Annotated in this window: 24 protein-coding genes and 1 pseudogene; 16 read left to right on the top strand and 9 right to left on the bottom strand. The window is 68.9% G+C overall.

What is annotated here, in order from left to right; all coding sequences use genetic code 11:
- The first annotated feature begins 488 nt into the window (after positions 1–488).
- Entirely contained in the window at positions 489–7,724 is a 7,236-nt protein-coding gene (locus tag ACIPSC_RS32130; protein ID WP_400831091.1) for a polymorphic toxin-type HINT domain-containing protein, read from the top strand.
- 102 nt (positions 7,725–7,826) lie between these two features.
- Positions 7,827–8,558, top strand: a complete 732-nt coding sequence (locus ACIPSC_RS32135) for a hypothetical protein (RefSeq protein ID WP_400831094.1) — start codon at positions 7,827–7,829, stop codon at positions 8,556–8,558.
- 177 nt (positions 8,559–8,735) lie between these two features.
- Here the strand turns inward: ACIPSC_RS32135 and ACIPSC_RS32140 are convergent, their stop codons facing one another.
- Positions 8,736–9,065 carry a hypothetical protein gene (locus ACIPSC_RS32140; RefSeq protein WP_400831097.1) on the bottom strand — a complete coding sequence of 110 codons (330 nt, stop codon included), beginning with the start codon at positions 9,063–9,065 and terminating at the stop codon, positions 8,736–8,738.
- Positions 9,066–9,248: 183 nt separating this feature from the next.
- Here ACIPSC_RS32140 and ACIPSC_RS32145 point away from each other — a divergent pair, with 183 nt between their 5' ends.
- Both ACIPSC_RS32145 and ACIPSC_RS32150 read left to right on the top strand, forming a co-directional pair.
- Positions 9,249–9,407 (top strand): hypothetical protein, encoded by a 159-nt coding sequence (locus tag ACIPSC_RS32145; RefSeq protein ID WP_400831099.1) that lies wholly within the window; start codon positions 9,249–9,251, stop codon positions 9,405–9,407.
- Positions 9,408–9,691: 284 nt separating this feature from the next.
- Positions 9,692–10,201 (top strand): hypothetical protein, encoded by a 510-nt coding sequence (locus tag ACIPSC_RS32150; RefSeq protein WP_400831104.1) that lies wholly within the window; start codon positions 9,692–9,694, stop codon positions 10,199–10,201.
- Between the two features lie 256 nt (positions 10,202–10,457).
- On the opposite strand, the gene ACIPSC_RS32155 is transcribed toward ACIPSC_RS32150, so the two are convergent.
- Positions 10,458–10,733 (bottom strand): hypothetical protein, encoded by a 276-nt coding sequence (locus tag ACIPSC_RS32155; RefSeq protein ID WP_400831106.1) that lies wholly within the window; start codon positions 10,731–10,733, stop codon positions 10,458–10,460.
- A 323-nt stretch (positions 10,734–11,056) separates the two neighbouring features.
- Between ACIPSC_RS32155 and ACIPSC_RS32160 the strand changes: the two genes are divergently transcribed.
- The 4 genes from ACIPSC_RS32160 to ACIPSC_RS32175 all read left to right on the top strand — a co-directional run bounded on the left by ACIPSC_RS32160 (position 11,057) and on the right by ACIPSC_RS32175 (position 13,708).
- On the top strand, positions 11,057–11,422 hold the full coding sequence (locus ACIPSC_RS32160; RefSeq protein ID WP_400831108.1) for a hypothetical protein: 366 nt from the start codon (positions 11,057–11,059) through the stop codon (positions 11,420–11,422).
- A gap of 83 nt (positions 11,423–11,505) precedes the next feature.
- Positions 11,506–12,045 (top strand): winged helix-turn-helix domain-containing protein, encoded by a 540-nt coding sequence (locus ACIPSC_RS32165; protein ID WP_400831110.1) that lies wholly within the window; start codon positions 11,506–11,508, stop codon positions 12,043–12,045.
- Positions 12,042–12,569, top strand: a complete 528-nt coding sequence (locus ACIPSC_RS32170; protein WP_400831216.1) for a transposase — start codon at positions 12,042–12,044, stop codon at positions 12,567–12,569. Before ACIPSC_RS32165 ends, ACIPSC_RS32170 begins: the two co-directional genes overlap by 4 nt.
- Before the next feature lie 773 nt (positions 12,570–13,342).
- Positions 13,343–13,708: a hypothetical protein gene (locus ACIPSC_RS32175; protein WP_400831114.1), complete on the top strand. Its 366-nt coding sequence runs from the start codon at positions 13,343–13,345 to the stop codon at positions 13,706–13,708.
- 60 nt (positions 13,709–13,768) lie between these two features.
- Here ACIPSC_RS32175 and ACIPSC_RS32180 read toward each other — a convergent pair whose 3' ends face one another.
- The gene (locus tag ACIPSC_RS32180; protein ID WP_400831116.1) at positions 13,769–14,410 is read right to left on the bottom strand and encodes a hypothetical protein; all 642 of its coding nucleotides are present in this window, start codon (positions 14,408–14,410) and stop codon (positions 13,769–13,771) included.
- A gap of 222 nt (positions 14,411–14,632) precedes the next feature.
- Here ACIPSC_RS32180 and ACIPSC_RS32185 point away from each other — a divergent pair, with 222 nt between their 5' ends.
- Positions 14,633–15,856: an MFS transporter gene (locus tag ACIPSC_RS32185; RefSeq protein ID WP_400831118.1), complete on the top strand. Its 1,224-nt coding sequence runs from the start codon at positions 14,633–14,635 to the stop codon at positions 15,854–15,856.
- Positions 15,857–15,861: 5 nt separating this feature from the next.
- On the opposite strand, the gene ACIPSC_RS32190 is transcribed toward ACIPSC_RS32185, so the two are convergent.
- Positions 15,862–16,167, bottom strand: coding sequence for a cupin domain-containing protein (locus ACIPSC_RS32190; RefSeq protein ID WP_400831121.1), 306 nt, complete (start codon positions 16,165–16,167; stop codon positions 15,862–15,864).
- 290 nt (positions 16,168–16,457) lie between these two features.
- Here ACIPSC_RS32190 and ACIPSC_RS32195 point away from each other — a divergent pair, with 290 nt between their 5' ends.
- Complete coding sequence (locus ACIPSC_RS32195) at positions 16,458–17,162, top strand: hypothetical protein (RefSeq protein WP_400831124.1); 705 nt, start codon at positions 16,458–16,460, stop codon at positions 17,160–17,162.
- Positions 17,163–17,190: 28 nt separating this feature from the next.
- Here the strand turns inward: ACIPSC_RS32195 and ACIPSC_RS32200 are convergent, their stop codons facing one another.
- Positions 17,191–18,075: a prohibitin family protein gene (locus ACIPSC_RS32200; RefSeq protein ID WP_400831127.1), complete on the bottom strand. Its 885-nt coding sequence runs from the start codon at positions 18,073–18,075 to the stop codon at positions 17,191–17,193.
- Between the two features lie 231 nt (positions 18,076–18,306).
- On the opposite strand from ACIPSC_RS32200, the gene ACIPSC_RS32205 reads away from it, so the two are divergent.
- The 5 genes from ACIPSC_RS32205 (at position 18,307) to ACIPSC_RS32225 (ending at position 21,549) form a co-directional block, all read left to right on the top strand.
- A complete protein-coding gene (locus ACIPSC_RS32205) occupies positions 18,307–18,402 on the top strand; it encodes an LPXTG cell wall anchor domain-containing protein (protein ID WP_238951291.1) in 96 nt (31 codons plus the stop codon).
- Positions 18,395–19,006 carry an RNA polymerase sigma factor gene (locus ACIPSC_RS32210; RefSeq protein WP_400831134.1) on the top strand — a complete coding sequence of 204 codons (612 nt, stop codon included), beginning with the start codon at positions 18,395–18,397 and terminating at the stop codon, positions 19,004–19,006. The genes ACIPSC_RS32205 and ACIPSC_RS32210 overlap by 8 nt, the downstream gene beginning before the upstream one ends.
- Positions 19,003–19,290 carry a hypothetical protein gene (locus ACIPSC_RS32215; protein ID WP_400831137.1) on the top strand — a complete coding sequence of 96 codons (288 nt, stop codon included), beginning with the start codon at positions 19,003–19,005 and terminating at the stop codon, positions 19,288–19,290. The genes ACIPSC_RS32210 and ACIPSC_RS32215 overlap by 4 nt, the downstream gene beginning before the upstream one ends.
- Positions 19,291–19,387: 97 nt before the next feature.
- Complete coding sequence (locus tag ACIPSC_RS32220; protein ID WP_400831141.1) at positions 19,388–20,149, top strand: DUF6308 family protein; 762 nt, start codon at positions 19,388–19,390, stop codon at positions 20,147–20,149.
- Positions 20,150–20,478: 329 nt separating this feature from the next.
- Positions 20,479–21,549: a hypothetical protein gene (locus tag ACIPSC_RS32225; protein WP_400831144.1), complete on the top strand. Its 1,071-nt coding sequence runs from the start codon at positions 20,479–20,481 to the stop codon at positions 21,547–21,549.
- 146 nt (positions 21,550–21,695) lie between these two features.
- On the opposite strand, the gene ACIPSC_RS32230 is transcribed toward ACIPSC_RS32225, so the two are convergent.
- Positions 21,696–22,490 carry a MarR family winged helix-turn-helix transcriptional regulator gene (locus ACIPSC_RS32230; protein ID WP_400831147.1) on the bottom strand — a complete coding sequence of 265 codons (795 nt, stop codon included), beginning with the start codon at positions 22,488–22,490 and terminating at the stop codon, positions 21,696–21,698.
- Positions 22,451–23,299 (bottom strand): NAD(P)H-binding protein, encoded by an 849-nt coding sequence (locus tag ACIPSC_RS32235; protein WP_400831150.1) that lies wholly within the window; start codon positions 23,297–23,299, stop codon positions 22,451–22,453. The genes ACIPSC_RS32230 and ACIPSC_RS32235 overlap by 40 nt, the downstream gene beginning before the upstream one ends.
- Positions 23,300–23,485: 186 nt before the next feature.
- Between ACIPSC_RS32235 and ACIPSC_RS32240 the strand changes: the two genes are divergently transcribed.
- Positions 23,486–23,983 (top strand): MarR family winged helix-turn-helix transcriptional regulator, encoded by a 498-nt coding sequence (locus ACIPSC_RS32240; protein WP_400831154.1) that lies wholly within the window; start codon positions 23,486–23,488, stop codon positions 23,981–23,983.
- A gap of 250 nt (positions 23,984–24,233) precedes the next feature.
- Here ACIPSC_RS32240 and ACIPSC_RS32245 read toward each other — a convergent pair.
- Both ACIPSC_RS32245 and ACIPSC_RS32250 read right to left on the bottom strand, forming a co-directional pair.
- A pseudogene (locus tag ACIPSC_RS32245) lies at positions 24,234–24,518 on the bottom strand (alkyl sulfatase dimerization domain-containing protein); the annotation flags it as partial.
- Positions 24,519–24,625: 107 nt separating this feature from the next.
- Entirely contained in the window at positions 24,626–25,066 is a 441-nt protein-coding gene (locus ACIPSC_RS32250; protein WP_400831156.1) for an ester cyclase, read from the bottom strand.
- Positions 25,067–25,111 lie beyond the last annotated feature (45 nt).

Genomic DNA, 25,111 nt, shown 5'->3' on the forward strand with positions numbered 1-25,111 from the left:
GGGCCGCCAGCAGGCCGAAGCCGAGGGCGCAGCTTGCCCCGATCGCCGCCAGGCGGGTTGTACGCCGACGTATCGATGGTGCCGGCGGAGTGCTCGGGAATGTGCGTGACGTGGCGGACATGACTGTTCTGTGATTCCCCTCCGACTTCGCAGCCTCTTTGAGACTGTGTTCGGATCGGAACGATGCGCTCTTGTCCATCGGCAGGTCAAACCGGTTGTCGCCTTGGGTGGACATGTCCGGAAAGACGCTGGATCGCTTGATCAAGATCTTGTAAACATCGCATGCATGGTGGCCGAACGACCTGGCGTCGTGTCCGACGCTTCACTTAGTGTCACCTCGATGATCGCACAACTGTGCGCATATGACGCTGTGTCGACACTGGATGAGAGGACGGAACGTGGGGGTTTGGCCTGCCCGGAATCGGGCCGGTAGGCACGCGGGGGGACGATGGCGCTCACCCGCGGTAGCGGCAGTCGTCGCCCTGGCGATGACAGGGGCGATCGTTCCGCCCGCGGCGGCGTGGACGTTCCCCGAACCCAAGGGAAAGGTCTGGACTCCGCCGAACACACCGCTCGGTGACGCGACTGCCTCGGTCGAGGGCCACGACATACGGCCTCCGGGAACCGATCCGGTCGGCAAGCCGGCAGAGTGGAAGCCGCAGCCTCAGACACCGGTGGTCACCGGGACGGAGACGGTCACCGTCGGGCCTGACGGCGCCGAGGCAAAGGCCGCTCGTGCGGCAACTGGCGGAGCGTCACCCGCCTCGGGCGGCCTCTCGGGCTCCAAGGCGGGAAACCTGGCTGTGCAGGTCGCCCCAGGAAGCGGGAAGAACGAGAGCGTTCGCACCGTCACCGTCGAGGTCATGGGAGAAGAGAAGGGCAGGGCCGCCGGCGTTGCCACACCCCTCGTGGCCCTGTCCGACGCCGACGACAAGTCCGGCGCCGACGGACGCACCGCAAGCGTCACGCTGGATCTGAAGGCCTTGCGGGCGAGCGGCTGGTCCGACCGCGCCGCCATCATCTCCCTGCCGGCCTGCGCACTCACAACACCAGAGCGCAGCGAGTGCCGTACCCAGACGCCCCTGCCGTCCAGGCTCGGCAGCGATGGCAAGACCACCGTCGATGTGACCCTGCCCCCGCTCGCCGCCCCCTCCGGCAAGGGCGGCCAGGACGGCACGGTGAAGGCCTCGTTCACTACCGCCGGCGCCCCGGCCTCAGCCGCGGTCGGTAGTGCAGGCGCTCCGCTGGTCCTCGCCGCGTCGCCTTCACCTTCAGGTGCCGGTGGCACCTACACCGCGACGTCGCTCTCCCCGTCCGCAGCCTGGAAGGCGGGGACCAACGTCGGCAACTTCTCCTACGGCTACCCGCTTCAGCTGCCTCCGTCTCTCGGCGGGACGGTGCCGGTCGTCGGGCTGAGCTACGACTCATCTGTCGTGGACGGCAAGACCTCTGCGACGAACGCGCAGTCCTCCTGGATCGGCGACGGCTGGGGCTACGAGCCGGGCTACATCGAGCGTTCGTACCGGGCATGCGACAAGGCCGGCATAACCGGCTCGGGAGATCAGTGCTGGGGAGGCCAGAACGCGGTTCTCGCTCTGGGCGCTCATTCCGGTGTCATCGTCCGTGACGACGCCACGGGAACGTGGCACCTGCAGGACGACGACGGCTCAAAGGTCGAGCAGCTCACCGGAGCGCCGAAGGCTGCCGGGGATGCCGACTACCGGGACATGGAGTACTGGCGCATCACCACGCCGGACGGCACCGAGTACTACTTCGGCCGCAACCACCTTCCCGGCGGCAACGGATCGGACCCGGCCGCCAACTCGGTGCTCACCTCCCCGGTGTACTCACCCAAGAACGGCGACCCCTGCTACAGCCCGGCCAGCGGGAACGGCTCGTGGTGCCAGATGGCCTGGAGGTGGCAGCTCGACTACGTCGTCGACGCCCGCGGCAACCTGACCACCTACAACTACGCCACCGAGGGCAACCAGTACAGCCGTGGCGGCGGACAGAACCAGGGCAACGGCGCACTCACCCCATACCAGCGGGCCGGCTACCTGCGCGAGATCGGCTACGGCCAGCGCCTCGACGAGCAGAAGACGGCCAACGGCGGGCTGAACCCGGCCGCGAGGGTCATCTTCAAGACTGAGGAGCGCTGCAAGCCCTCCGGTGCGATCACCTGCGCCGAGGACCAACGCACCGCCGCCAACGCGGACGCCTGGCCCGATGTGCCGATCGACCAGATCTGCGCCGGAACGGGCAGCTGCACGAATTACGCCCCCACGTACTTCACCACGAAGCGACTCACCGCGATCACCAGTCAGGTGTTCGTCAATAGCGCCTACCGCGACGTCGACACCTGGGCACTGAGCCAGTCGCTGGCCGACCCGGGTGACGGCACCAAGCGCACCTTGCGGCTGGACTCGATCCAGCGCACCGGCGCCAACGGGCAGAGCCCGAGCGCACTACCGCTGGTGTCCTTCACCTACGTCATGATGGCCAACCGGGTCGACGGCCTCGTTCCGGCGGCACCCATGTTCATGCGTCCGCGCCTCCAGAACATCACCACCGAGACCGGTGGAAGGATCAACGTCCACTACACCGAGCCCGAGTGCTCGAGGGTCAACAACCACATGCCCGCCGCGGAGGACGACAACTCCATGGCCTGCATGCCGGTCAAGTGGTACCTCCCCGGCCAATCCTCCCCGGACCCGGTCAACGACTGGTTCAACAAGCCACTGGTCCGGTCGGTGACCGAACAGGACCTCGTGACGGTCCCTTCGGTCGGGAAGACCACCGAGTACGCATACAACGGCGGTGCCGCCTGGCACCGCAATGACGCCGAATTCACCTACCCCAAGACCCGTACCTGGGACCAGTTCCGCGGCTACCAGTCGGTGACCACGACCACCGGAAGCGGCTCCGTCAGCGAAGCCCCCAAGACGCAGCAGACGGTCACCTACCTTCGCGGAATGGACGGTGACTATCTCGCCAACGGCACTCGACGCAGTGTCCAGGTTACCAACCCCCTCGGCGGTACGGTCCCCGACAGCGACTGGCTCAACGGCCACACGGTCGCCACTGAAGGGTTCGACCAGGCCGGAGGCACCGTCCAAGCGGTGTCCGGCAACACGTACAGCGGACAGACGATCACCGCCACCCGCGCTCAGAGCGCAGGCACACCCGCGATCTACGCCCGCTACTCCGATTCCCAGACCACGGCTGTCACGAAGACCAAGCTCGCCGACGGAAGTTGGCGAACCAGCACGGTGGTGACCACCACCGATCCCGCACACGGCAACCGTGTCATCCGGGTCAATGACAGGGGCGACGGCACCGCCGCAGCCCCGGAACTCTGCACCACCACCGACTACGCCGTCAGCAGCAACCCCCAGGTGCTGACGCTTGTCTCCGAGCAGACCACCATCCAGGACACGTGCGGAAACGCACCCAGCCCGTCCAACACCGTGTCGGGCAGCCGAACCCTCTATGACGGCAAGCCGTTCGGACAGGCAGGCCCCACCGGCTACTCCACCAGCGCGCTGGTCCTCGACGGCTACGACACAGCCGGCAAGCCGGTCTACGCCCTGTCTGGGACGACCTCGTACGACGTCTATGGGCGCACCACCTCGGCGGCGACCACGGACGGCTCCACCTATGACGCGGCGGGCAACCAGCTGACGGGCGGCTCCGTCACCCCTGCCGTCAACACCGTCACCTACACACCGGGCGCTGGTGTCCTTCCGACCCAGACCCGCACTGTCGGCCCGATGGGCAGCGACTGGGTCACCACAACGACACAGGACCCCGGCCGCGCCACGCCACTGACGACTACAGACGTCAACGGGCGTGTTACGACGATGCGCTACGACGCATTCGGCCGCATCACTGGCGTATGGGCGCCCGACCGACCGATCAGTCAGAACCCCAGCCAGAGGTTCTCCTACGCCCTCAACGGCACCACCGCGCCGACGAGCATCATGTCCGAGTCGATCCAGGAGGGCGGCCAGACCTACTCCGCCAAGGTTGAGATTCTGGACGGGCTCGGGAGGCCGAGGCAGACCCAGCAGACGAGCGACGCCAAGCCGACCGGTCGCCTGATCACCGACACGGTGTACGACTCGCACGGCTGGGTGATCAAGACCTCCGACCCGTACTACGAGAAGACCACCTTCCCCAGCGGCACCGTCTTCGCCCCGGCCGGTGACAGCCAGGTTCCGGCCCAGACGTGGAACACCTACGACGGACAAGGACGGGTCATTCGGGCGGAGTTCCGCTCCTACGCCAATCTCCAATGGGCGACTGCGACGGCCTATCCCGGTGCGGACCGTGTCGACGTAACCCCGCCGGCCGGTGCCACCCCGACCTCCACTGTCACTGACGCTCGAGGCCGGACCGTCGCTGCCTGGCAGTACCGGACTGCGACGTCCACCGGCAATCCTGCCGACGCCGACGTCACCACCTACCGCTACACGGCGGCGGGCGCGCCCGCCGGCCACACCGACAGCGCCGGCAACACCTGGTCCTACACCTACGACCTGCGCGGCCGCCGAACCACCTCCAGTGACCCGGACGCCGGAACAACGAAGACGTTCTACGACGCGAACTCGCGAATCGACCACACCGTCGGGGCCAAGGGCAACACCCTCGCCTACAGCTACGATCTGCTCGGCCGCAAGACAGGCCAGTACAACGGCAGCGTCGCCCCGGCGAACCAGCTCGCAGGCTGGACCTACGACACCCTCGTCAAGGAACACCTGACCTCCTCCACCCGGTATGTCGGAGGAGCAGGCGGAGCCGCCTACACCACGGCCGTCACCAGCTATGACACCGCCTACCGCCCACGTGGAACCTCTGTAACCATTCCCACCGCCGAAGGCGCCCTGGCAGGCACCTACACCACCAAGAACACCTACAGCGCCGTCCTCGGCTCACTCAAGGAGATGCGGATCCCGGCCGCCGGTGGACTGCCCGCCGAGACGATCGGCTACGCCTACACGGACACCGGTCTTCCGACGACGGTCGACAGCAACTACACGCAGCAGATCGTCGCGCAGCGGGACTACGACGCCCTCGGCCGGGTGACCCGCACCACCGTCGGCGACTACGGCAGCCAGGTCGTCTCCACCCAGCAGTACGACTGGGCGACCGGACGGGTCATCAACTCGTTCCTCGACCGCCAGAACGGCACCGTCTCGGCAGACCAGACCAGCTACACCTACACCGTCTCCGGGCGGATCACCTCGGTCACCGACCTGCAGGACGCCCGCGACCGGGACCTGCAGTGCTTCACCTACGACCACCTCGGCCGACTGACCAACGCCTGGACCGACACCGGCACCACCTACACCACCGCCGACTGGACCGACTCCTCCGGAACCGTCCACGGCACCGGCAGCTCCACCACCGTCCCCGGCATCGGCGGCTGCACCAACGGAGGCGGCCCGGCCATCACCGGCCCCGGCGGCCGCACGGTCGGCGGCCCGGCGCCCTACTGGAACACCTACAACTACGACGCCAGCGGCAACCGCACCGGCCTGGTCCAGCACGACATCACCGGCAACACCAGCAAAGACACCGTCACCACCCAGACCTTCGGTGCCAACAAGAGCGTCAACACTCCCACCGGCGCCCCCAACACGGGCGGTGGCACCGGTGGTCCCCACGCCCTGCTCACCTCCAGCACCAAGACCTCGGGAGGAACAAAGGCCGTCGGCTACCAGTACGACGCGAACGGCAACACCACCGCCATGACCGACACCGGCGGTACCACCACGCTGACCTGGAACGGCGAGGACAAGCTCGAATCCCTCACCAAGACCGGCCAGGCCGGCGCCACCACCTACCTGTACGACGCCGACGGCAATCAGCTCATCCGCCGAAACCCCGGCAAGACCACGCTCAACCTGCCCACCGACGAGCTCACCCTCGACACGGCCAGCGGCTCGATGAGCAACGTCCGTTCCGTCGGCGCCTCCGGAGGCCTCACCTACACCCGCGTCACCGCCCCCATCGGCGGCGGCACCGTCCTCATCCAGGCCGCCGATCCCCATGGCACCAACGGTGTCCAGATCGGCACTGACACCGCCATGACGGTCACCAGGCGGCCCACCGACCCGTTCGGCAGCCCCCGCGGCACTCAGCCCGCGGCCTCGGCCTGGGCCGGCACCAAGGGGTTCGTCGGCGGCAGCAAGGACGACACCACAGGCCTCACCAACCTCGGCGCCCGTCAATACGAGCCCACCACCGGCCGTTTCATCAGCCCTGACCCGATCCTCGACCCGGCAAGTCCTCAGCAGTGGAACGGCTACGCGTACAGCAACAACGACCCGATCAACGGTTCTGATCCGACGGGTCTGCTGTGCGAGGGAATGTTCTGCGGGGGCCACGATGCCCCCTGGGGACCTCCTGTTCAGGCTCCGTCCTACCTCGACAACGACAGCGGCACCGGGTACGGCGCACACGACTGCAGGCACGACAACTCCTGCCCTTCTCTTGAAGATCGCACCATGCGTTCCTTCCTGAGGACCGCGGAGATGGCACAGCACCAGGACGTAGTCAGAGATGCCAAGAGCACCACTCAGGCCGAGCTCAGCCGTGTAATCCGGAAATACAACTCGGGCACAACCACCATCGACTGGGCTGCGCTGCAGATGTGGGAATACGGCGCCACCGAGGAAGAGGCCGACTTCTTCCGCGCGCACTACTGTCTCTTCATCGACTGCCACCTCGAAGGTCAGATAACCGGGCACGGAGCATCCGGCGACCCCCTCATTACACCCTTCGGCTTCTCCCCGATGGAGAAGGCCGCCAATGCCGTCGGCAGCTCATTCGCGGGCCTTGCCGCCCGCGGTGGCCGACCCGGTGAGCTCATGGGCCTCTCGGCGAAGGCGCGCGCGCGCCTGTGTAGGAGCTTCACCGCCAGCACCCTCGTGTTGATGGCCAATGGTGATCAGAAGCCAATCGAACAGGTGGAGGTTGGTGACGAGGTACTCGCAACTGATCCTCAGACAGGGGTCACCGATGCCAAGGTCGTGACAGCCGTCGTCATGACGCCTGACGACGAAGACTTCACTGACCTTTCTATTCGAGAAGGTCAGGCGTCAACGTCGTCGGAGTCGGCCCAAGACGCGACTCTTACGACCACGTGGCACCACCCGTTTTGGAGTTTGGCTGCTGAACGCTGGACAGAAGCCAGCTCGCTTCGTGTGGGTGAGGAGCTGCGACAGCCTGATGGTAAGTCAGTGACCGCCACGGGTGTGCGGAGCTACCATCAGAAGGCACTTACTTACAACCTCACAGTCGCAGATTTCCACACGTACTACGTAATGGCTGGAAATGCGCCAGTACTGGTGCACAATGTCGGAGAATGCCCTGTGGATGGGGTTCCGCACGGTGCAATTGGTGAAGCGGCATCGCTTGATCGCCTTCAGAAGGGTGGATACACAGATATCACCCCGCAGGTGCGATTCATTAATAGCAATGGCGATGTCTTCATTGCGGACTTTGTGGCGCGAAATCCGAGTGGTGAATGGGTTGCCGTTGAATCCAAGGTGGGTGGGGCGACGGTGACGGGTCATCAAGACGTCGGATATCCGGAGCTAATTAAGGGTGGGGCAATCCTTAATACGAGCAAGCTTGAACAGTATGGATTGAAGAAGGGAAGTATGGTGAAGATGCCGTTGGAAATCGACCACTGGCAGTGTGGCGTATGTAATCCGTGATGGGAAAATGGGCCTGGAGTGTTGCGACACTCTAGGCCCATTTGATGCGGCCAGCTGGACTGGCTCTGTGTGTGGATCGTTGGATGCGGCATAATGAGGGTCATGGCTACCAATGAGCAGGCGCGTTCGACAGCATGCCTGGCTGAAAGGTTGATCGAACTTGAAAGCCCCAAGGAAGTCATTCTGGCTGCCGGCGAGTGGATGGCGTATCGGCTGGAGCAGGAGGGATTCCGGTGGCTTGGGGGGCGAACCAGCTTGGAGCGTCGACTTGATGGTCGACTTGAGCGGATTCGACTCGAAGGTAGCCGCTGGAATAGGTCTGGGAAGCTGATCGAGTTCAGCGTTGTTGGTCTGGAGGTCTTCGATAGGGAGCTTGAAGCGTGGAGGAAGTCTAATCCAGGTCTCACGGTTGAGCGCCCCGACTCTGTGGGTGGAATTGTCTGCGCTGTCAGCTTCCTTGACATCTCTCGGGAAGCCAAGGCAATCGTCACTATTTCCGCAAATAGGATTTCTGCCGTCGATAGTCTGTGTGAGCACACAAAGGAGGTTGCATTGCCGTGGTTCAGCTCTTCGGGGGATCCCGAGAATTTGGCCGAAGCTGTGCCAGGTGCGCTCCTGCGGCCCACTGGGTTTGGGCAAGATCTGCTGGAGTTCCTAGTTAGTCGAGGGCTCCATGAGGAGGCGAGGTCTCTGATTCGGCGAATTCTCGCTCTCGGGGAATTGTATCGTGATGCATTTTCCGAAGGGCGTGGTCTCGCTGTTAGCGGTGGGCGTCCAATGTGGCATTCTCCACAGGCTCTGGGGTGGAGTAGCGAGGTCCTTGGCCTGGTGTGAACTGGCGAGCGATTTCGAAATAAGTGAATTGTGTAGGAGTGTCCGTGAGCTTGGCCGGAATTCCGGCCAAGCTCACGGTGCGTATGTGTTGACACCAACATGCCCCAGGTGGATCAGCGACGGAGGATGTGGCCCTTGGGGTGGACGCCCGCAAGGACGCGGATGTCGCCGCGGTGATCACTGTGCTTGGCGCACTCCTGGCTTGTCAGGAGTTCCCGGAAATCGCCGCCGGATACCGCAAATTTCTCTCCTGGGCAATCTCCTTCGGCATTCTTCGACATTTCTTGGTAAGCTTGGGTGGAGTGCATCGGTTCCTATGGCGCGGCCCAGGCGCGGTACCTGCGCCGGGAGAATATCCAGATCGTCGAGGTAAACCAGCTCGATCGCGCCATACGCCGCAAATGCAGCAAGACCAACGCCGTTGATGCGGATGCCGCCGCCCGTGCGGTCCTGCTCCGAACGTGTCGACATTACGTCGGAGATGGGTGAGCGCCCGGCCAGTGACATGCGGGTCCTCAGACTGCACCTCGGCATTGATCGCCGTGTAGACCGGGTGACGCCCACACTGGGCACGTGCCGGCGCGCGTCCCGCCTGGGCGTGAGTGCTATCGGAGGCCGATCAGGCCCCAGCCCCGCTCCCCGGCCCGGGGGACGATCTCGCCCCACTCGTGCAGCAGGGCTGCGTCGAAGGTGGCGGGGCGGGCGGGCCACTGGGCGGCCTCGGGTGTCGAACTGCTCCTCGCCGACCGCAAGCAGCGCCTGCTGCTGCGCGTCCCGGTACCTCAGGACCTGGACGGCCTCGCCCCGGCGGTCAAGTCCGCCCTGAAACTGTCGGAGACCGGGTTGTAGAGCACCCCATCGTATTGGCGCACCGGGTCTGGGCGACGTCGTTGGCGCAGACCTGGACGGACGTCTTGATGCCGTTTGCCTGCCGCTTGTCATTGGTGGCGACGCAGCGGTCCGAGCCCGCGATCTTGATCTTGTTGTCGGTGGTCAGGTTGTGGCAATGTACGCAAGCTATGGATCAGTATGCGTCAGTCGGAGATGGCCCATGTCAACACGTTGGGCTGGTCAGGGACTTCGACGTGGTTGGTTCCTCGGTGATGCAAGGGAGCTCCTGGGTGAGGCCGACGGTGAAGATCGCACTCGCATGTCTGCTGGGCGGCTCGATACTGGCAGTTGCATCGTGCGGCGGCGCGGAGAGCGGTCCCGGGGCTGCGCCCTCTGTCGCTTCCTCGGTGCCTGCTCGGAAGGCTGAGCCATCGATCAACGGGGCTCCTGGTCCTGAGCTGCAGAAGCGCTTCGGAATTTCCGTTCCTGAAAGTGCGACGAACGTCTCCTACGGCCATCTTCAGGTAGAGGGTGGTGGCGATCTCTGGGTGACGTTCAAGACTGGAAGGGATGGTCTGGGTTCCTTCCTCTCCAGTCTTGGGATCGGCGAGGAAAGCATGACTGCCGGTGTCATTGCATTCACTTCAAATGACCTTGAGATGACTGGATGGTCCATTGATTCCGCGCACCTACTGAAGGGGATCATGGCGCCCGCGAAGGATGATGACATGAAGAGCCCGAGCCACAAGGTCACAGTCGACTATGCCGATCCCGGCTTGATGGCGGTATACGTTCTGGCAGGCAAGCCGTAGGGTTTCAATTGTCGGACGGCGAGGGGAGGTTCGCTTTCCCCGGTCGCCTCGTGCGGCGTTTGGGTCACCCGTTGCCAACTGCGGGCGGTAGCCTGCGCCGTCATCATCCGGCCGAAGTGGTGACGATACCTCGTCCGGGCTCACCCGGATCGGGTCGATCGGGCCCCCGCCGCGCATTCACCTCGCCCGTCCCGCTGCCCCGGGGCGGGCGGTTACTGGGTGGTGGCTTGGCGCGGATATCGGTCCCTCCCTACCTTCAAGGCTGCGGCTGCGGACAGACGGTCTCCTGGAGTGCGGCGACGATCCGTGCCACCTGGTCGTCGCTGAGGGCGAAGCTGCCGTCTCCTGCGAAGGAGGACAGGGCCGTGCCCATCACCGTTCGTTCGTCTGATCCCTTCTGAATCTCGACGCAGACATGCTGTGCCTTGATGCCGGTGCTGTGGTCGCCCAGCTCCGGGTAGATCTGCCTGAGGGTCGAGGTCAGCCTGGAGAGCGTCTCGGGATCCGGCGCGGACCACGTTGTGCCTGTCATGGGAGCTTTGGTGGATGATGCGTGGGCGGCTGATCCGGAGCCAGGGCCATCGGCGGGGCTGAAATCGTAGATCCATGTGGCCATGGCTATGGCTGAGGCTGCAGCCAGCGTGGTGGCTGCAGCGACAGGTGTCCGAGAGCGAGGTGTCATGAGGGGGATGCTTCCAGGTGGTCGCCCGGATAGGAACACGTGTTCCGGGTGACTCTTCGTCTGCTCGCCTCGGCGGGCTGTCGAGACATGAGGCCAAGGTCCCGGACGGTAATCAGGACGCAGGAGCGTGGAGTCGCTGCGTGATTCTTGAGGTGGGGGGAATGACTAAGTCGATGAGCCTGATCTACTGTCACGCCTCCGAGCTGGCTGTGGCGTGCAGGACACTTGATGCGACCGGCCTCGAACTTGCGCCGGACGTCGGTGAGCCATGGACCATCGGGGGCGGTTCGTCCCTGGATCGAGACGAAGACAAGCAGGGGATTGTCAAGGTCATCGCGGGAATCATCGATTCGATCGAGGGTGAACAACCCGGCGACATGGACTTCACAGTTGTGAGCGAACGAGGCCACCGCGAGGAGTTCTACTCCCAGGTGTCGTCAAGTCTGTTTAGTGAAAGGCGGTATGCCCTGGTGAAGTATGCCGAGATTCCCTACGAGCCCCGTGGCTCGATGTCTGGAAGATTCCATCGTTGCAACTGAGCTTGAATTCGTGATGTCGCTCGGATGGGTGAAGCCGTAGCGTTCGCCTGCTGGTGGAGGGTCGATCCCGGTAGTCGTGTGCTGTGAGGTATGCGCAGGGCGGCGGTTTGACCGACGCCGAGAGGGCCGCGCGGGAGCGGATCCGGCGGCAGGCCGTGGAACGCTTCGAGGGCGGGGAGAAGAACAGGGACGTCGCGGTGGCGTTGCGGGTGAGCGTGCGTTCGGTGGAGCGCTGGCGCCGGCTGTGGCGCGAGGGCGGTACGGCAGGAGTCGCCTCGAAGGGCTCGCCCGGTCGGCCGAAGCTTTCCGATGCCCAGGTGGCGCGGTTGGAGCGGGAGTTGGAACGCGGGCCGCTGGCTCATGGCTGGGAGGACCAGCGGTGGACCCTGGCGCGGGTGAAGACGTTGGTCGGCCGGCTGTTCCACGTGTCGTACACGGTGGAGGGCACGTGGGTCCTGCTCAAGCGGCACGGCTGGTCCTGGCAGCAGCCCGCCCGCCGGGCCATCGAACGCGACGACTCGGCCGTGGAGCTGTGGAAGAAGGACACATGGCCGCGGGTAGAAGCGCCGCGGCGGCCCGCGGGGCCTGGCTTGTCTTCGAGGACGAAGCCGGGCAGTCGATGAGGCCGCCGCGCGCCAGGACCTGGGGCCGGGTGGGCTGCACGCCGGTCGTGCGCGTGCGCGGCCGGGGAGCCGGTCGGGTCTCCATGGCGGGGCTGAGTTGCTACAAACCGGGCCAACGCTCCCGAATGTTCTACAGCTTCCACGTCTACCGGGGCCGCAAGGCCGAGAAGAAGGGCTTGACCTGGCAGGACTACCGGGACCTGCTCATCCGCGCGCACATCCAGCTCGGCGGTCCGATCGTGCTGGTGTGGGACAACCTGCGCGCCCACCTGATGCCGCCGATGCAGGAGTTCATCGAGGCGAGCAAGGAGTGGCTGACCGTCTTCCAACTCCCTTCGTACGCACCAGACCTCAACCCGCAGGAGGGCATCTGGTCGCTGGTCAAGCGCACCATCGGCAACCTCGCCGCCGCCAACCTCGACCAGCTCGCCCGAGCCGTGAAGCGAAGCCTTAAGCAGATCCAGTACCGACCCCGCCTCATCGACGGATGCCTCGCCGCCACCGGCCTGATCATGGACGGCTGACCACCCTCAGGCCGACATCACGAATTCAATTTCAGAATCTATCTCGAATCCTGAATGTGGGCTCATGAGGTCAAATCCGGCCGAGGTGGCGGGAGACCTGTGAGTTGCAACCCGCCGGACCGGTCACGGCGTCGTCCGATGGGTTGCTCTGACGAGTGACCCTCAGCCGCGACCTTGAGTGCGGCGCAAGGGGCGGCGCGGGAAGGGATCAACGGGTGTCGGTGAGGGGCGTTGTAGGCAGTGTCGGAGTCTCCGCAGGGGCCTCGCTGTGGGCCGCCTCCGTGCTGTCCGGCCCGTCGGCCGCATGCGTGGGCGGCCTGGACGCCGGCGGCAGCTTCGCACTTGGGCTTCTGACGCCCGCCCTCTTCGTCACGCAGTTGGGGGCGGGGTACCTGTTGGCTTTCGTGACTTCTCGGTCCGGTGTGCTGTCCAGGTTCCGCGACCCTGGACTCGCCGGATTCGCAATGATCGTGGTGGGAGTCCTGGCGGTGGCTCTGGCCGCGATCTGGGTCCTGTACCCGTCGGGCGCATGTGAGTAGTCGTGAGCTTGGAGCGGCGAGAGGCCAGGGCGGTCCTGGGGAGGTACTTGGGGCTGGCGAAGCGGGGTGCGCCTTTCCCCGGGGGCGTCCGGGACAGTCAGGCCAGGGGAATCCGAGGCTGACATAGCCTGTGCGAGAGCGGTGGGACGTTGGGCTGCGGGGTATCGGGTGATCGGGGGGCTCATGAGGTCTGGGCGGATGCGGGTGCGTGGAGGGGTGCGTGCCCTGGCGGTCGTGCTGGTTTGCGCTCTGCCGCTGGCGGTTTCGTGCAGGGAGGTGGAGGAGGGCGACGCGCCGATGGTCGGGGCCTGGAAGTCGAGTGTCGGGTCGATCCAGTTCCTGGACGACGGCACCCTCGGGCAGGTGAGTCTGCCGCCTGCTGCATGTGGCGGAAAGGCGTCGGCCAAGGCAGTGGCGTTCACCGGCATCTGGCGGCACGGGGCGATGGATGACGCCGGGCACGGCGCGGACGTCGTGCTGGTCTCCGTCACCGGCGATCTGAAGTGTGAGAGGTACTTCCAGTTCTTCAAGCGCCAAGGGCAGGAGCGGCTGCAGCTCACCGGTAGGAGCGGCTTCGACGAGCCGTTCGTCCGGGGGTAGCCGGTGCAGGCCGGGGCGACCTGAACGCGTGCCGGCGCTCGTCCCACCTGGGTGCGAGCGCTACCGCAGGCCGATCAGGCCCCAGCCTCGCTCCCCGGCCCGGGTGACGATCTCGCCCCACTCGTGCAGCAGGGCGACGGCTGCGTCGAAGGTGGCGGGGCGGGCGGGCCACTGGGCGGCCTCGGTGTCGAACGGGTCGTGCAACTCCTCCAGGCGCGGCGCCGCCGTCTGCCAGGCGCGAGCCAGGGCCGGCACCTCGTCAGGAGCGCGCAGCAGCAGGACATCGGGCCGCCACGGGACCAGGTCCTCGGGGAAGCCGCGCGCCGGCGCGGGGGAGTCGTCGTCCTCGTCCTCCGCCGCAGCCGGGTCATACGGGCCGTCCCAGAACAGGCCGCTCAGGAGGCAGTCCAGTGCCTCCCGCAGGTCGGGGGCGGCCGACGGCCGCATGTCCTCCCAGGCGTTGGCCAGGTGGAAGTGCCAGCTGTAGGAGCCGGTGGTGGTGAAGAACCGGTACTCGGCGCACCACGGCGACGGCTGCGGCCGCCAGACCCAGCCGCCCTCCACCGCGTAGTCGGCGTCCTCGCAGCGCTCGCAGCAGAAGTCCGGGAACACCGCGTCCTCCACGGCCTCCAGGCGCTCGCCCGCCGGTATCCGCGCCAGGTGCGCCCAGTCGGCCATGACCACAGTGATGTCCAGTCCCATCCGCGCAGGCTAACAACCGGCCCTGGAGCGGAGAGCTCGTGTACACCGGCCGATACAGCGTCGAGCCGGCCGGCGCCATCCTTGGGGAAGCGAGGAGCCCCGCCCGGCCCCCCGCCACACCCGCCCCGCCGCCCCCTGGGCAGGTGGCAGGCCGCCGCCATCCGGCGGAGCCGGGCCCCGCCCGGACCACCCCCACCCGGGGCCGGTGCCTACCGTGGGCGGATGACCGACCACCGGCCCCAGCAGCCCCACCGCCCCCGCCGGGGCTACCTCGGGGCCGCCGCCGCCTTCGCCGTCTGCATGGCCGGCACCACCCTGCCGACCCCCCTCTACGGCCTCTACCAGGAGGAGATCGGCTTCTCCGAACTGATGGTGACGGTCGTCTTCGCCATCTACGCCTTCGGCGTGATCGGCGTCCTGCTCCTCGTCGGCAACGTCTCCGACTCCGTCGGACGCCGCCCCGTCCTGCTCTGCGGACTGGCCCTCGCCGCCGCCAGCGCCGTCGCCTTCCTCGCCGAACAGGGCCTGCCCCTGCTCTGCCTGGGCCGCCTGCTGTCCGGCCTGTCGGCGGGCCTGTTCACCGGCACCGCCACCGCCTACATCCTCGAACTCGCCCCGCCCGACCGCCGCTCCCGCGCCGCCTTCGTCGCCACCGCCGCCAACATGGGCGGCCTGGGCCTCGGACCCCTGCTGTCCGGCATCCTTGCCGAGTACGCAGCCGACCCGCTCGTCCTGCCCTTCGTCGTCCACCTGGTGCTGCTCGCCGCCTCCTTCACCGTCACCTGGTTCCTGCCCGAGACCGTCCGGGGCGCCCGGCCGCTGCGCACGGCCCGCCCGCACCGCCCCACCCTGCCGCCCGAGGTGCGCGGGGTGTTCGTCCCGGCGGGGATCGCCGCGTTCGCCGGCTTCGCACTGCTGGGGGTGTTCACCTCGGTCAGCCCGGCGTTCCTGGCCGAGGACCTGGGCATCGACAACCGCGCCGTCGTCGGCCTCATCGTCTTCACCGCCTTCTTCGCCTCCACCCTGGGACAGCTCCTGGTGCCCCGGCTCGGCACCGCGCGGGCCATCCCGCTGGGCTGCCTCGTCCTGATCGCAGGACTCGCCCTGCTGGCCGCCTCCCTCGCCTGGACGACCCTGGCACCGCTCGTCCTCAGCGCCCTGGTGGGCGGCGCCGGCCAGGGCATGGGACTGCGCGGCGCGGTCGGCGAGGTCGCCGCGGCAGCCCCCGCCGAACACCGCGGCGGCGCCCTGTCCGCGCTGTTCGTCGTCGCCTACTTCGGCATCTCGATCCCGGTCATCGGCGTCGGCCTGCTCAGCGAACCGCTCGGCCTGGCCGACGCCGGCCTCGTCTTCGCCGCCTGCATGGCCGTCCTCGCCGCCGCCTCCGGCCTCTACCTGCTCCACCGCGGGCGCACCACCGACGACGGCGCCGCCCGGTCCGCCTGAGCGCCCTACTCCTCGGGGACCTCCACGATCACCAGCGTGCCCCGGCTGCCCGGCCGGACGGCGTGGTGCGTGCCGGCCGCCACCCAGTACATCTCGCCCGGACCCACCGTCACCTCCGCACCGTCCACGAGCAGCTCCAGCCGGCCCTCGACCACGAACAGCACCTCCGTCGCAGCATGGACCTCGTCCGCCACCGGCTCCCCGTCCATGCGCAGCACCTTCACGCCGGCCGTGCCCACCTGCCCCAGCAGACGCGAGTTCCACGACGTCGGCAGCGCGGACGCCGCCTCGAACACGTTGACCAGATTCACGGCATGCCCCTTCAGCGGGCAGCCCCTGCCCGGAAAGGCACGGCGCCCGCAGCGCGATCAATGGATACCTGGAAGCTACCCGAGCCGGGACGGCACTTGGTCGACCGTTTGGTAAAACCTCCCACGACCGCCCCCACGCACCCCGGACGTGCGCGACCGCGCCGCCTGCGAATCGGTCGGGGGGAGGCGGAACCGGCGGGCGTACTCCAGGTGTCCCCTCAACCGGTAGCCGTATGACGGACGATCACACACCGCGCCTTGCTGGGCGGGGGAAGCCCGGGGGAGATCCGATGATCGGTGGCATGCTGTTCCTGCTGGGCTGTGGGCTGACCTTCGTCGTGGCGGTGGTCATGGCGGCGCGCGGCACCAGGAAGGCCGTGGGGGCCACGCGGGTGGGCACGGGGATCAAGGGGCTGGCGGAGCAGCCGGGCTGGCGCCCGCACCCCCCGAAGTCGCCCCGCTGGGAGGGCCACCTGGCGCACTTCCCCTGGCTGACCGCCCAGACCCGCGCGAGCGAGACGGCGAGCGGGCCGCTCACGCTGACCGGGCCGCTCACGGGCAAGGAAGCCACGGTCTCGATCCTGATCAAGCAGCTGGACGGCGACGTGGACCTCTGGCTGGCCGTCTGCACCAAGCTGGCCCAGCCGCTGCCGCGGGCCGCGCTGGAGCGCGACTGGAGCAGCGCGGCGCAGCAGATCCGGTGGCCGCAGGGCCTGGTCTACGGGCCGCGCGGCCAGGACACCGCCGGCCTGGAGGAGGCGCTGCTGCGCGGGGGGCTGGAGGAGCGGCTGCTGGCCGTCGGGGCGCCGGCGGTGTCCTTCCTCGACGCCGAGGTGTGCCTGCTGTGGCACCCGCTGCCCGACGGCCGGGCGCTGGGCGCGCTGACCGCGGCGGTGGCGGACCTGCTGCCCGACCTGGTGCGCGCCGCCGCCGACCAGGACGACCCGGCCGACGGACCGTCCGGCGACGGCCGGGCCGAGACCCCGCAGGCCTGAGCCCCCACAGTCCGCCGCCCGGGCAGTCTCAGCGCTTGGTGCCGTCCACGATGACCGGCGTGCCATTGGCCCCGCACGGGCTGGCGTAGACGGGATTCTTCTCCGCCGCGGCCTTGAACGCCTCGATGCACTGGCTCAGCAGGATCTTGTCGGTGAGCGAGTTCGCGATCGCGGCGTTGGCGGCCGCGGTGCTCTCGGCCTCGATCTTGCGCTTCTCCGCCTCGGCCTTGGCCGTGCGCACGGCCGCCTCTGCCTGGGCGGTGGACTGGTCCTGCGCGATCTTCTGGTCGATGGCCTTCTGCAGGCCGTCGCTCGGCCGGACGTTGCGCAGGTTGACGCCGTTGACCAGGATCCCGCGCGGGGCGAGGCGGGCGGTGATCAGCTTGTCGATCTCCGAGCTGATCGCCTCCCGCTGCGAGCTGTAGCCCTCGACGCTGGTGTGACGGGCGAAGACGTTGCGGACGATCTCCCGGCTGTCCGAGTAGACCAGCCGCTGCTGGACGGCCTCCGCGCTGCCGGCCAGCTTGAACAGCTCGACGGTGTGCTGCGGGTCGATCGACCACTTCACCGTGAGGTCGGCGAACAGCACCCCGCCCTCGGAGGAACGGACCTCCACGGTGGAGTCACCGGTCAGGTCGAGATCGACCGGACGGGTCGAGAAGGTGGTCACGTCGGTCAGCGGCGACTTGAAGTGCAGCCCCGGCTGCCAGGTGGTGCCGACCTTCCCGAGGCTGGTGGGCACCGCCACCTCGGTCGGCTCGACCACGTGCACGAAGGTCGTGAGCCCCAGCAGCAGCCCGAGGACGCCGGCGACGATGCCGCCCAGGGTGACCGGCCAGGAACCGACCTTGCGCCACCGCAGTATCAGCAGCACGACGCCGACGGCCAGGAACAGCAGGGACAGGATGAGCATGGTGGGGTCTCTCCGACTGGAGTGATCAAGACTGACGGCCGCAGCTTAAGCAGTCGGGCAGGGCCCCCTGAATCCGGTTCAGTCGATGTTCATACGATCGACCCCACGCGTTGGCCGACACCGCCCACAGGCACCGACCCGGGTGAATCCTTTCGCGCCCGCCGTGCCTCTCATAGCCGTAGCCGTGCGGACGACCGCGTCCGCCACGCACCCCACCGGGAGGAGACCCCCATGACCGCCGTCGTCATCGCCGTCGCAGCCGGCGCCCTGCTGCTGTGCGCGTGCACCGTCACGCTGCTGCGCCGCCGGAGGCGTCAGCGTGGCTGACCACAGCTGGCCCGGCGCCACCCTGGTCGACGCGGCCCAACGCGGCGACACCGAGGCACTCACCGCCCTCGTCCACGGCTCCCACCCCCACGTGCAGCGCTTCGCCCACTCGCTGTGCGCCACACCCCAGGACGCCGAGGACGCCGCCCAGGAAGCGCTGATCATCCTCTACCGCAAGATCGGCATGCTGCGCGCCTCCGGGGCACTGGCGTCCTGGATGTTCCGCATCGTGCGCAACGAGTGCCTGCGCCGCACCCGCGGCCTGCTCCACCGCCCCCCGGCCGCCACCGACCCGGACCAGGTCGACGCATCCGGCCGGTTCGACGGCCGGCCCGGCGCCACCACGCGCTCCGCCGAGGAGGACGTCCTGCTGCGCCTGGAAGCCGAACGCGTCGCCGCTGCCGTCGCCGCCCTGCCCGCCGACCAGCGGCAGGTCCTGGTCATGCGGGACATCCAGGGCCTGCCCGGCCGCACCGTCGCCGACCGGCTCGGCCTGAGCACCGCCGCGATGAAGTCCCGCCTGCACCGCGCCCGTTCGACGGTACGCGAGGCCCTGCGCGAAGAACCGCCCGGACCGACCGCCCGGAGCGAGGGGAACCGATGACACCCCACCCCACCACCAAGGCGCCGAAGCGCGGCGGCTTCGCCAGTGCCACCGTCCCGCGGCACCTGGCCCGCGGCGCCGTCGGGTTCGGCGCGCTCATCGCCTCCCTGGCCCTGCTGCCGGTCACCGGCCCGGCGAGCCTGCTCCTCGCCCCGGCCGGCCTCATCGCCCTGCGCGGCTGCCCGATGTGCTGGGCGATCGGCCTCGCCGAGACCGTCTCGGCCGGCCGGCTGCGTCGCTCCTGCACCGACGGGAGGTGCGAACTGACCCGCGCCCCCTCGTAGATCCCGGCGAACGGATCACCACCCCCGGCCCGCGTGATACAGCAGAGGCCCGGGCCGCACGGGCCCGGGCCCAGACCGACCCCCGGGGGAGGACCGCATGCCGGGCATCGCGGCACTGCACACCTGCGCCCAGCGCCACCTGCGCGACTACACCGACCCCCACGGCCGGCGGGCCTTCGCGGCGTACGACCGCCAGGGCGACCCCGCGGCGCTGGAACCGGTGGACTGCCTCGCCCCGGCCCTGCTCAGCGTCCCACTCGGCCACCGCCAGGTCATCCCCCTCTTCCAGCCCGACGGCCCGGGCGCCCGCCTGCTGCGCGCGATGCAGGACGTCCTGGACGACGAGGCCTGCGCCACGGCCGACTTCCTCGACCTCGATCTGGTCCCCGCAGGCCATGACCCCGTGCTCGACGACCCCACCGGCCCGTGGGCCCTGGTGGACCGGGCCCTGGCCGCGAGCCGGGACGTGGCCGGCGTGAAGGCCGTTGCGGTCACCAAGATCCTCCACCGCAAGCGGCCCCGCCTCGTCCCGATCTTCGACCGCAGCATCCACCGCTTCTACACCGGCCTGACCCCACCCACCGGCGCCTACAGGGACACGCCCCGCACCCTCTGGCCGCTGCTCCAGAACGACCTGCGCCGCCACCGCACCTGGCTGACCGACCTGGCCGCCCCCATCACCACCCCGGACGGCCGCCCCCTCAGCCCCCTGCGGGCCGCGGACATCGTCATCTGGGAACACACGGCCATCGGTTGCACCGGCGGCCCCGCCACTTCGGCCGGGAACCGCGAAGAAGGGCACCTCCGGCAGCCGGACGCCGGGCTCGACCGCCGCCCGGGCCGGGCGAAGAACCGGTGACCTGGCCGAGCGGCGCCGGCATGCGGCGCGCGCCACGACACCGACAAGAGGAACCGGTCCGATCAGGCCACCGTCGTGTCCGGGCCGAAGAATCCGGGGAGTCGCTCGACGGCGACGGCGATCGCCGCGGCAGATGTGTCGACCTGTGTGAGCACGGGACCGTTCCACGTCTCCCTGACGGCGTGGGAGCGACTTCCGTGGGGGACTCCGGAGAGATGAACCCCGGGGTGGAGAAGGGCAGGTCCGGCGCAGCGGCGAAGCTCGATGTCGGTGGCCGCGCCTAGTGTCGTGGAGCGTCGAGGTGAGGTGCATTCTGTGGAGGGGCAGCCGTGTTGCAGGAGGACGAACGGGTGACGCGGGTGGCGAAGGCTGCAAGGGTCCGGGAACTCGCGGTCGTGGGCGATGTGAAGGGCCTGGACCGCAACCTCTACCAGCTGTGTGCGGACATCGATGGTGACTGGAGCTTCGACGGCGGTGAGCTGATCGGCGTGCTGCGGGGGATGCCCACATCCACCCGGGTCCTGCTGCTGCGGCTGATGACCGACGGGCTGGAGGAGACGGCCGTGCACCGACCGGGTCGCTGCCCGGGCCTTGCCGCACTTATCGTTCTGGTGGCGCACGGGCTTTCCGCCGATCACCTGGCTGCCTGGCGTGAGCCTTTGATGGCCAAGGCTGCCGGGGAGATGACCCTGTGGGAGGGCTGGCGGCTGACCTGCCTGGTCAAGGTGGAGCAGGCAGCGGGGCGGACACTGCCCGATCCGGTGGTCGCCACCGTCCGCCGGACCGCGCTGACTTCCGAGACACCCGGTGAACTCCCCGCCCTCGCCACGACGATCGTGGAACCCGTCCTCAACCCCGGCGAGCCGTGGGCCGAGCGTGTCATCGCGGATCTGGCCGGGGCCGAACCCGCGTGGCCTGCGCTGATCGCCCACGCGCTGACTGCCGCCGGTTCCCGCCCCACAGGCAAGTGGCAGCGCCGTGGACGCGAACTGCTGGCGCAGGTGGGACCCGAGCGTGCCCGCACTGCGCTGACCTCCTGGCTCTCCCTGGCCGGTGAGCCCCGTACCGTGCCGGTGAACTCGCATCACCGCGCTGGTACCGCCCAGCTCGAACTCGACCCCTTCAACGCTCGCGCCCTTCAGGGCCTTGCGGCGCTCCTTGCGCTCACCCCGGCTCATCCGCAGTCCGCGGTTGCCTTGGCCGAACTGGTGGAAGCGGCCCTGATCCGCCTGCCCGGCATCGGTCCGCGATCACCGAAGACGGCCAGTGCCGCCGTGCACGCCCTGACCCAACTCGGTGACGAGGACGCCTGTGCCGAGCTCAGCCGTCTGGCCACTACGGTGAAGTACCGCCCCACGCTCAGGGTCATCACCGCGGCCCTCGACTCCCGGACTCCGTAGCAGCCCCTGCACGGCGACACACGGGCCCGGTCCGAAGGGGCGACCCGCGGAGTCGCAAGGCCCTCGTGCTCCGGCGGGAGCACCAGGGCCGGGGTGCCGGTGCCCGTTCCGTGGCCCGGCCCGGCCGTGCCGGGGCTGAGCGCGGCTCAGTGGTCCTGGCCGGCGGTCAGGTTGCGGGTCATGCGTTCCAGGACGCTGACGGCGGTGCGGTACTCCTCGGGGGTGATGCCCGCGGTGGAGGCCTGGCGGAAGGCGGCGACGCGTTCGCCGACCAGGGCGAGGCGGGTGCGGCCGGCGTCGGTGAGGACGAGGTGCTCGGGGGCGGGGCGGGTGGCCCAGCCGTCGGTGAGCACGGCGGTGACGGCGGCGGTCAGCTCGGCGGGGGAGGCGTTGGCGGCCAGGACGGTGCGCACGGTGGTGTCGGTGGCCTGCGGGTCGTCGGCGACGACGTTGAGGACCTGCCAGGCCAGGCGGGTGAGGCCGTACTCGGCGAGCAGGGCGTTCATGGTGGCGGTCAGGGCCTGGTCGGTGCGGTTGAGCCAGAAGCCGATGGGCTTCACGGAGTGTCTCCTGCGGGTCGGTGGTGGCGGGTGGGGGCGTGGCGGGGGAGCAACCGGACGAGGGCGCAGCAGCCGAGGACGGCGGCGGCGACCACGGCGAGGCTGCGGACGGCCCCGGCCGCGGAGCCCGCGGATGATGCCGGCGGCGATCGGGGCGAGGCCGAGCGAGGCCTGGGCGGGGGTGCGGTGCAGGGCGTCCTGGAGGTAGAGGGAGAGGACGAGGAGCAGTCCCGCGACGGCGGCGTAGAAGATCAGGCCGAGGACGAGGCCGGAGGTGAAGCCGCGGTTCTTCCGCAGGGAGGGGAGTACGGGCCGCTGCGGTGCGGCCCGGCCGGGCGGGGTCAGTGGCGGGTGAAGGCGGCGGTGTTCTCGTCGGCCCACTGGCGGTAGGTGCGGGCGGGGCGGCCGAGCAGGGTCCGGGTGGTGTCGTGGATGGCGGCCGGGCCGTGGTCGGCGGCCTCCCAGAGGTCGAGCAGCGAGGTGACCATCGGCGCGGGCATGTGACGGCCCATCTGCTGCTCGGCCTCGGCGCGGGTGATCCGCTCGATGGGGATCTCCCGGCCGAGGGCGTCGGCGAGGTGGGCGAGCTGCTCGCGGAAGGTGAGCGACTCGGGGCCGGTCAGGGTGGGCGCGGTGCCGGTGAGGGAGGTGCCGGTCAGCGCCTCGGCGGCGATGTCGGCGATGTCCTCGGGGTGGATCGGCGCGATGTGCGCGTCGGGATAGGCGAGCTGGATCGGCAGGTCCTGGCCGATGAAGTACGCCCAGCCCAGGGAGTTGCTGGCGAAGGCGTCCGGGCGCAGGAAGGTGCAGGTCAGCCGGGAGGCGGCGAGGGCGCGTTCGACGTGCAGGCTGTGGCCGGCGAGCGGGTCGTTCTCGGCGTCGGGGCCGAGGACGGAGGACGAGGAGAGCAGCACGACGTGCTCGACGCCGGCGGCCTCGGCGGCCTCGACGAACTCGTGGATGCCGGCGGGCTGCGGGTAGAGGAAGACCTGGCCGACGCCGCGCAGGGCGGCCTCGAAGGTCTCGGGCCGGTCCAGGGCGAGTTCGGCGGTCTCGACGCCGTCGGGGACGGTCAGTTCGGCGGGTCGGGCGCTGGCGGCGCGGACGGTGCGACCGGCGGCGTGCAGGCGGGCGACGACGGCCTGGCCGACCTTGCCGCGGGCGCCGGTGACGAGGGTGGTGGTGGTCATGGGGAAGTCCTTCGTTCGTGAGGTTCGTGAGATCTGCAGGATTCGTGGCAACGGCCGGATCCGGGAGCCGCTCCGGGAGCCGGATCCGCGCCGTTCAGTGCCTTGCGACATATGCATGATGTCCTGCACACGTTTTCGTGTCAACACATGTCTGCGTTCGGGCACCTATGCGGGTAGGCTGGCGCCATGACGACGAAGCGCGAACCGGGGACGGACGAGGAACTGCTGGACGCCGTCGGGCCGGCCTTCGGGAGGCTGCGGCGCTCCTCGCTCCTGGACGTCGAGGACCCGATCTCCCAGAAGGACCTGAGCCGCACCCTGGTCCTGCGGATCGTCCAGGACGCCGCGCACGAGGGCGGCCGCGAGGTGACGGTCGGCGCCGTGGCCGAACACCTGGGCGTCGACCCCTCGGTGGGCAGCCGCATGGTGTCGGACTGCATCTCCGCGGGCTACCTGGTCCGGGCTGCCTCCCAGCAGGACGGCCGGCGCACGGTCCTGCTCCTCAGCCCCGACGGCGAGGGCCTGATGGACCGCTTCCGCCGCCACCAGCGCGCGGCCTTCGAGCAGATCACCGCCGACTGGAGCGGGCACGACCGGCTGGAGTTCGCCCGCCTGCTGGTCAAGTACGTCGAGTCCCAGGACGCCCTGCGCCACCACGCCCAGACCCGCCGCACCGCCCGCTGACGCGGCCGCACCGCCCCCTTGCGCGCCTCGGCCCGGACACCGCGAAGGTGTCCGGGCCGAGTGCCGGGTCCAGAGAGGCGGGGGCGTCGGTCAGGGGGTGACGATGGCGAACCGGGGGTCGGGGTCGTCGAGGAGGGCGGCGAGCCGGCCGCGCAGTTCCATGGCGGCGGTGAGGTGGAAGTTGCGCCAGGTGCCGTCAGGATGCGCTTCACCCCCGCCCTCGGCCGCCGGGCACTGCGCAAGATCAGAGGTAGATCGCCTTGACGTTGTGGCTGACCGAGCCGTGGTAGCCGCGGGCGGACCACGTCCGCTCCAGCGCCGGGGGCAGGGTGATCTCCTCGGCGATCTCCGCCCCGGTCGGGCCCTGGTTGAGCATCCGCAAGGTCTGGTCGTGCAGGTAGGTGTAGATGTCGCGCTGGGCGGCGAGGAAGCCGCCGATGGCCTCGCGGCCCCAGGTCGGCCAGTGGTGGGAGGTGAACGCCGCGTCCGCCCGGCCGTCGAACAGATCCTCCGCCTCGCTGAGTGGTCTGATCCATGGCGATGGCGCGTCTCCGTCGGCCCGGCCGGGAGGCCCCGGTGCCGCCCTTTGGCCGCACGCGCCCGGGGGAGGGGCGGCCCGCGGGGCGTGTGGCGGCCGGGGGCTCAGTCGGTGGTGGGCCAGTCCCAGCCGAGCTGGAGGAAGAGGCCGAGGCGGTCGGAGACGCCGCGCAGCTCGCTGATGCGGCCCGCGCGGACGGTGAGGACGAAGATCGCCTCGTTCTCGAAGCTGCGGCCGGTGGGCACGGGCATCCGGGGGTGGGCGCCGGAGCTGGTGCCGCTCTGGGTGATGCGGGCGACGACCTTGTCGCCCTCGGCGATCAGCTCCTCGACCCTGGCGCGGTAGGGCTTCAGCGCCTCCAGCTGCATGGCGATGGCGGCGAACGCGGCACCGGGCTCGTCCGGTTCGCCGTGGATGATCTTGTTGTGGTCGACGATGTCGGCGGCGAGGAAATCACCGAGGTCGCCGAGGCGGCCCTCGTTGAGTGCGGCGAAGAAGCCGGTGACGAGCTGCTTGTTCTGCTCCTGCTGCCGGGTGTTGTCCATGGTCCGCCCCTGTCGGTTGCTCTCGAAGCAGTCTCTTACGGTGTA

The organism is Kitasatospora sp. NPDC090091, assembly GCF_044747365.1.
GTDB lineage: Bacteria > Actinomycetota > Actinomycetes > Streptomycetales > Streptomycetaceae > Kitasatospora.

Bases quoted from the DNA above. Each gene is read 5' to 3' on its own strand.
- ACIPSC_RS32180 (WP_400831116.1), bottom strand. From the start codon at position 14,410: ATGGGACTGGACATCACTGTGGTCATGGCCGACTGGGCGCACCTGGCG.
- ACIPSC_RS32235 (WP_400831150.1), bottom strand. From the start codon at position 23,299: ATGACCACCACCACCCTCGTCACCGGCGCCCGCGGCAAGGTCGGCCAG.
- ACIPSC_RS32130 (WP_400831091.1), top strand. From the start codon at position 489: ATGACAGGGGCGATCGTTCCGCCCGCGGCGGCGTGGACGTTCCCCGAA.
- ACIPSC_RS32250 (WP_400831156.1), bottom strand. From the start codon at position 25,066: ATGGACAACACCCGGCAGCAGGAGCAGAACAAGCAGCTCGTCACCGGC.
- ACIPSC_RS32140 (WP_400831097.1), bottom strand. From the start codon at position 9,065: ATGTCACTGGCCGGGCGCTCACCCATCTCCGACGTAATGTCGACACGT.
- ACIPSC_RS32170 (WP_400831216.1), top strand. From the start codon at position 12,042: ATGAGGCCGCCGCGCGCCAGGACCTGGGGCCGGGTGGGCTGCACGCCG.
- ACIPSC_RS32185 (WP_400831118.1), top strand. From the start codon at position 14,633: ATGACCGACCACCGGCCCCAGCAGCCCCACCGCCCCCGCCGGGGCTAC.
- ACIPSC_RS32215 (WP_400831137.1), top strand. From the start codon at position 19,003: ATGACACCCCACCCCACCACCAAGGCGCCGAAGCGCGGCGGCTTCGCC.
- ACIPSC_RS32195 (WP_400831124.1), top strand. From the start codon at position 16,458: ATGATCGGTGGCATGCTGTTCCTGCTGGGCTGTGGGCTGACCTTCGTC.
- ACIPSC_RS32200 (WP_400831127.1), bottom strand. From the start codon at position 18,075: ATGCTCATCCTGTCCCTGCTGTTCCTGGCCGTCGGCGTCGTGCTGCTG.
- ACIPSC_RS32220 (WP_400831141.1), top strand. From the start codon at position 19,388: ATGCCGGGCATCGCGGCACTGCACACCTGCGCCCAGCGCCACCTGCGC.
- ACIPSC_RS32135 (WP_400831094.1), top strand. From the start codon at position 7,827: ATGGCTACCAATGAGCAGGCGCGTTCGACAGCATGCCTGGCTGAAAGG.
- ACIPSC_RS32240 (WP_400831154.1), top strand. From the start codon at position 23,486: ATGACGACGAAGCGCGAACCGGGGACGGACGAGGAACTGCTGGACGCC.
- ACIPSC_RS32160 (WP_400831108.1), top strand. From the start codon at position 11,057: ATGAGCCTGATCTACTGTCACGCCTCCGAGCTGGCTGTGGCGTGCAGG.
- ACIPSC_RS32205 (WP_238951291.1), top strand. From the start codon at position 18,307: ATGACCGCCGTCGTCATCGCCGTCGCAGCCGGCGCCCTGCTGCTGTGC.
- ACIPSC_RS32155 (WP_400831106.1), bottom strand. From the start codon at position 10,733: ATGACAGGCACAACGTGGTCCGCGCCGGATCCCGAGACGCTCTCCAGG.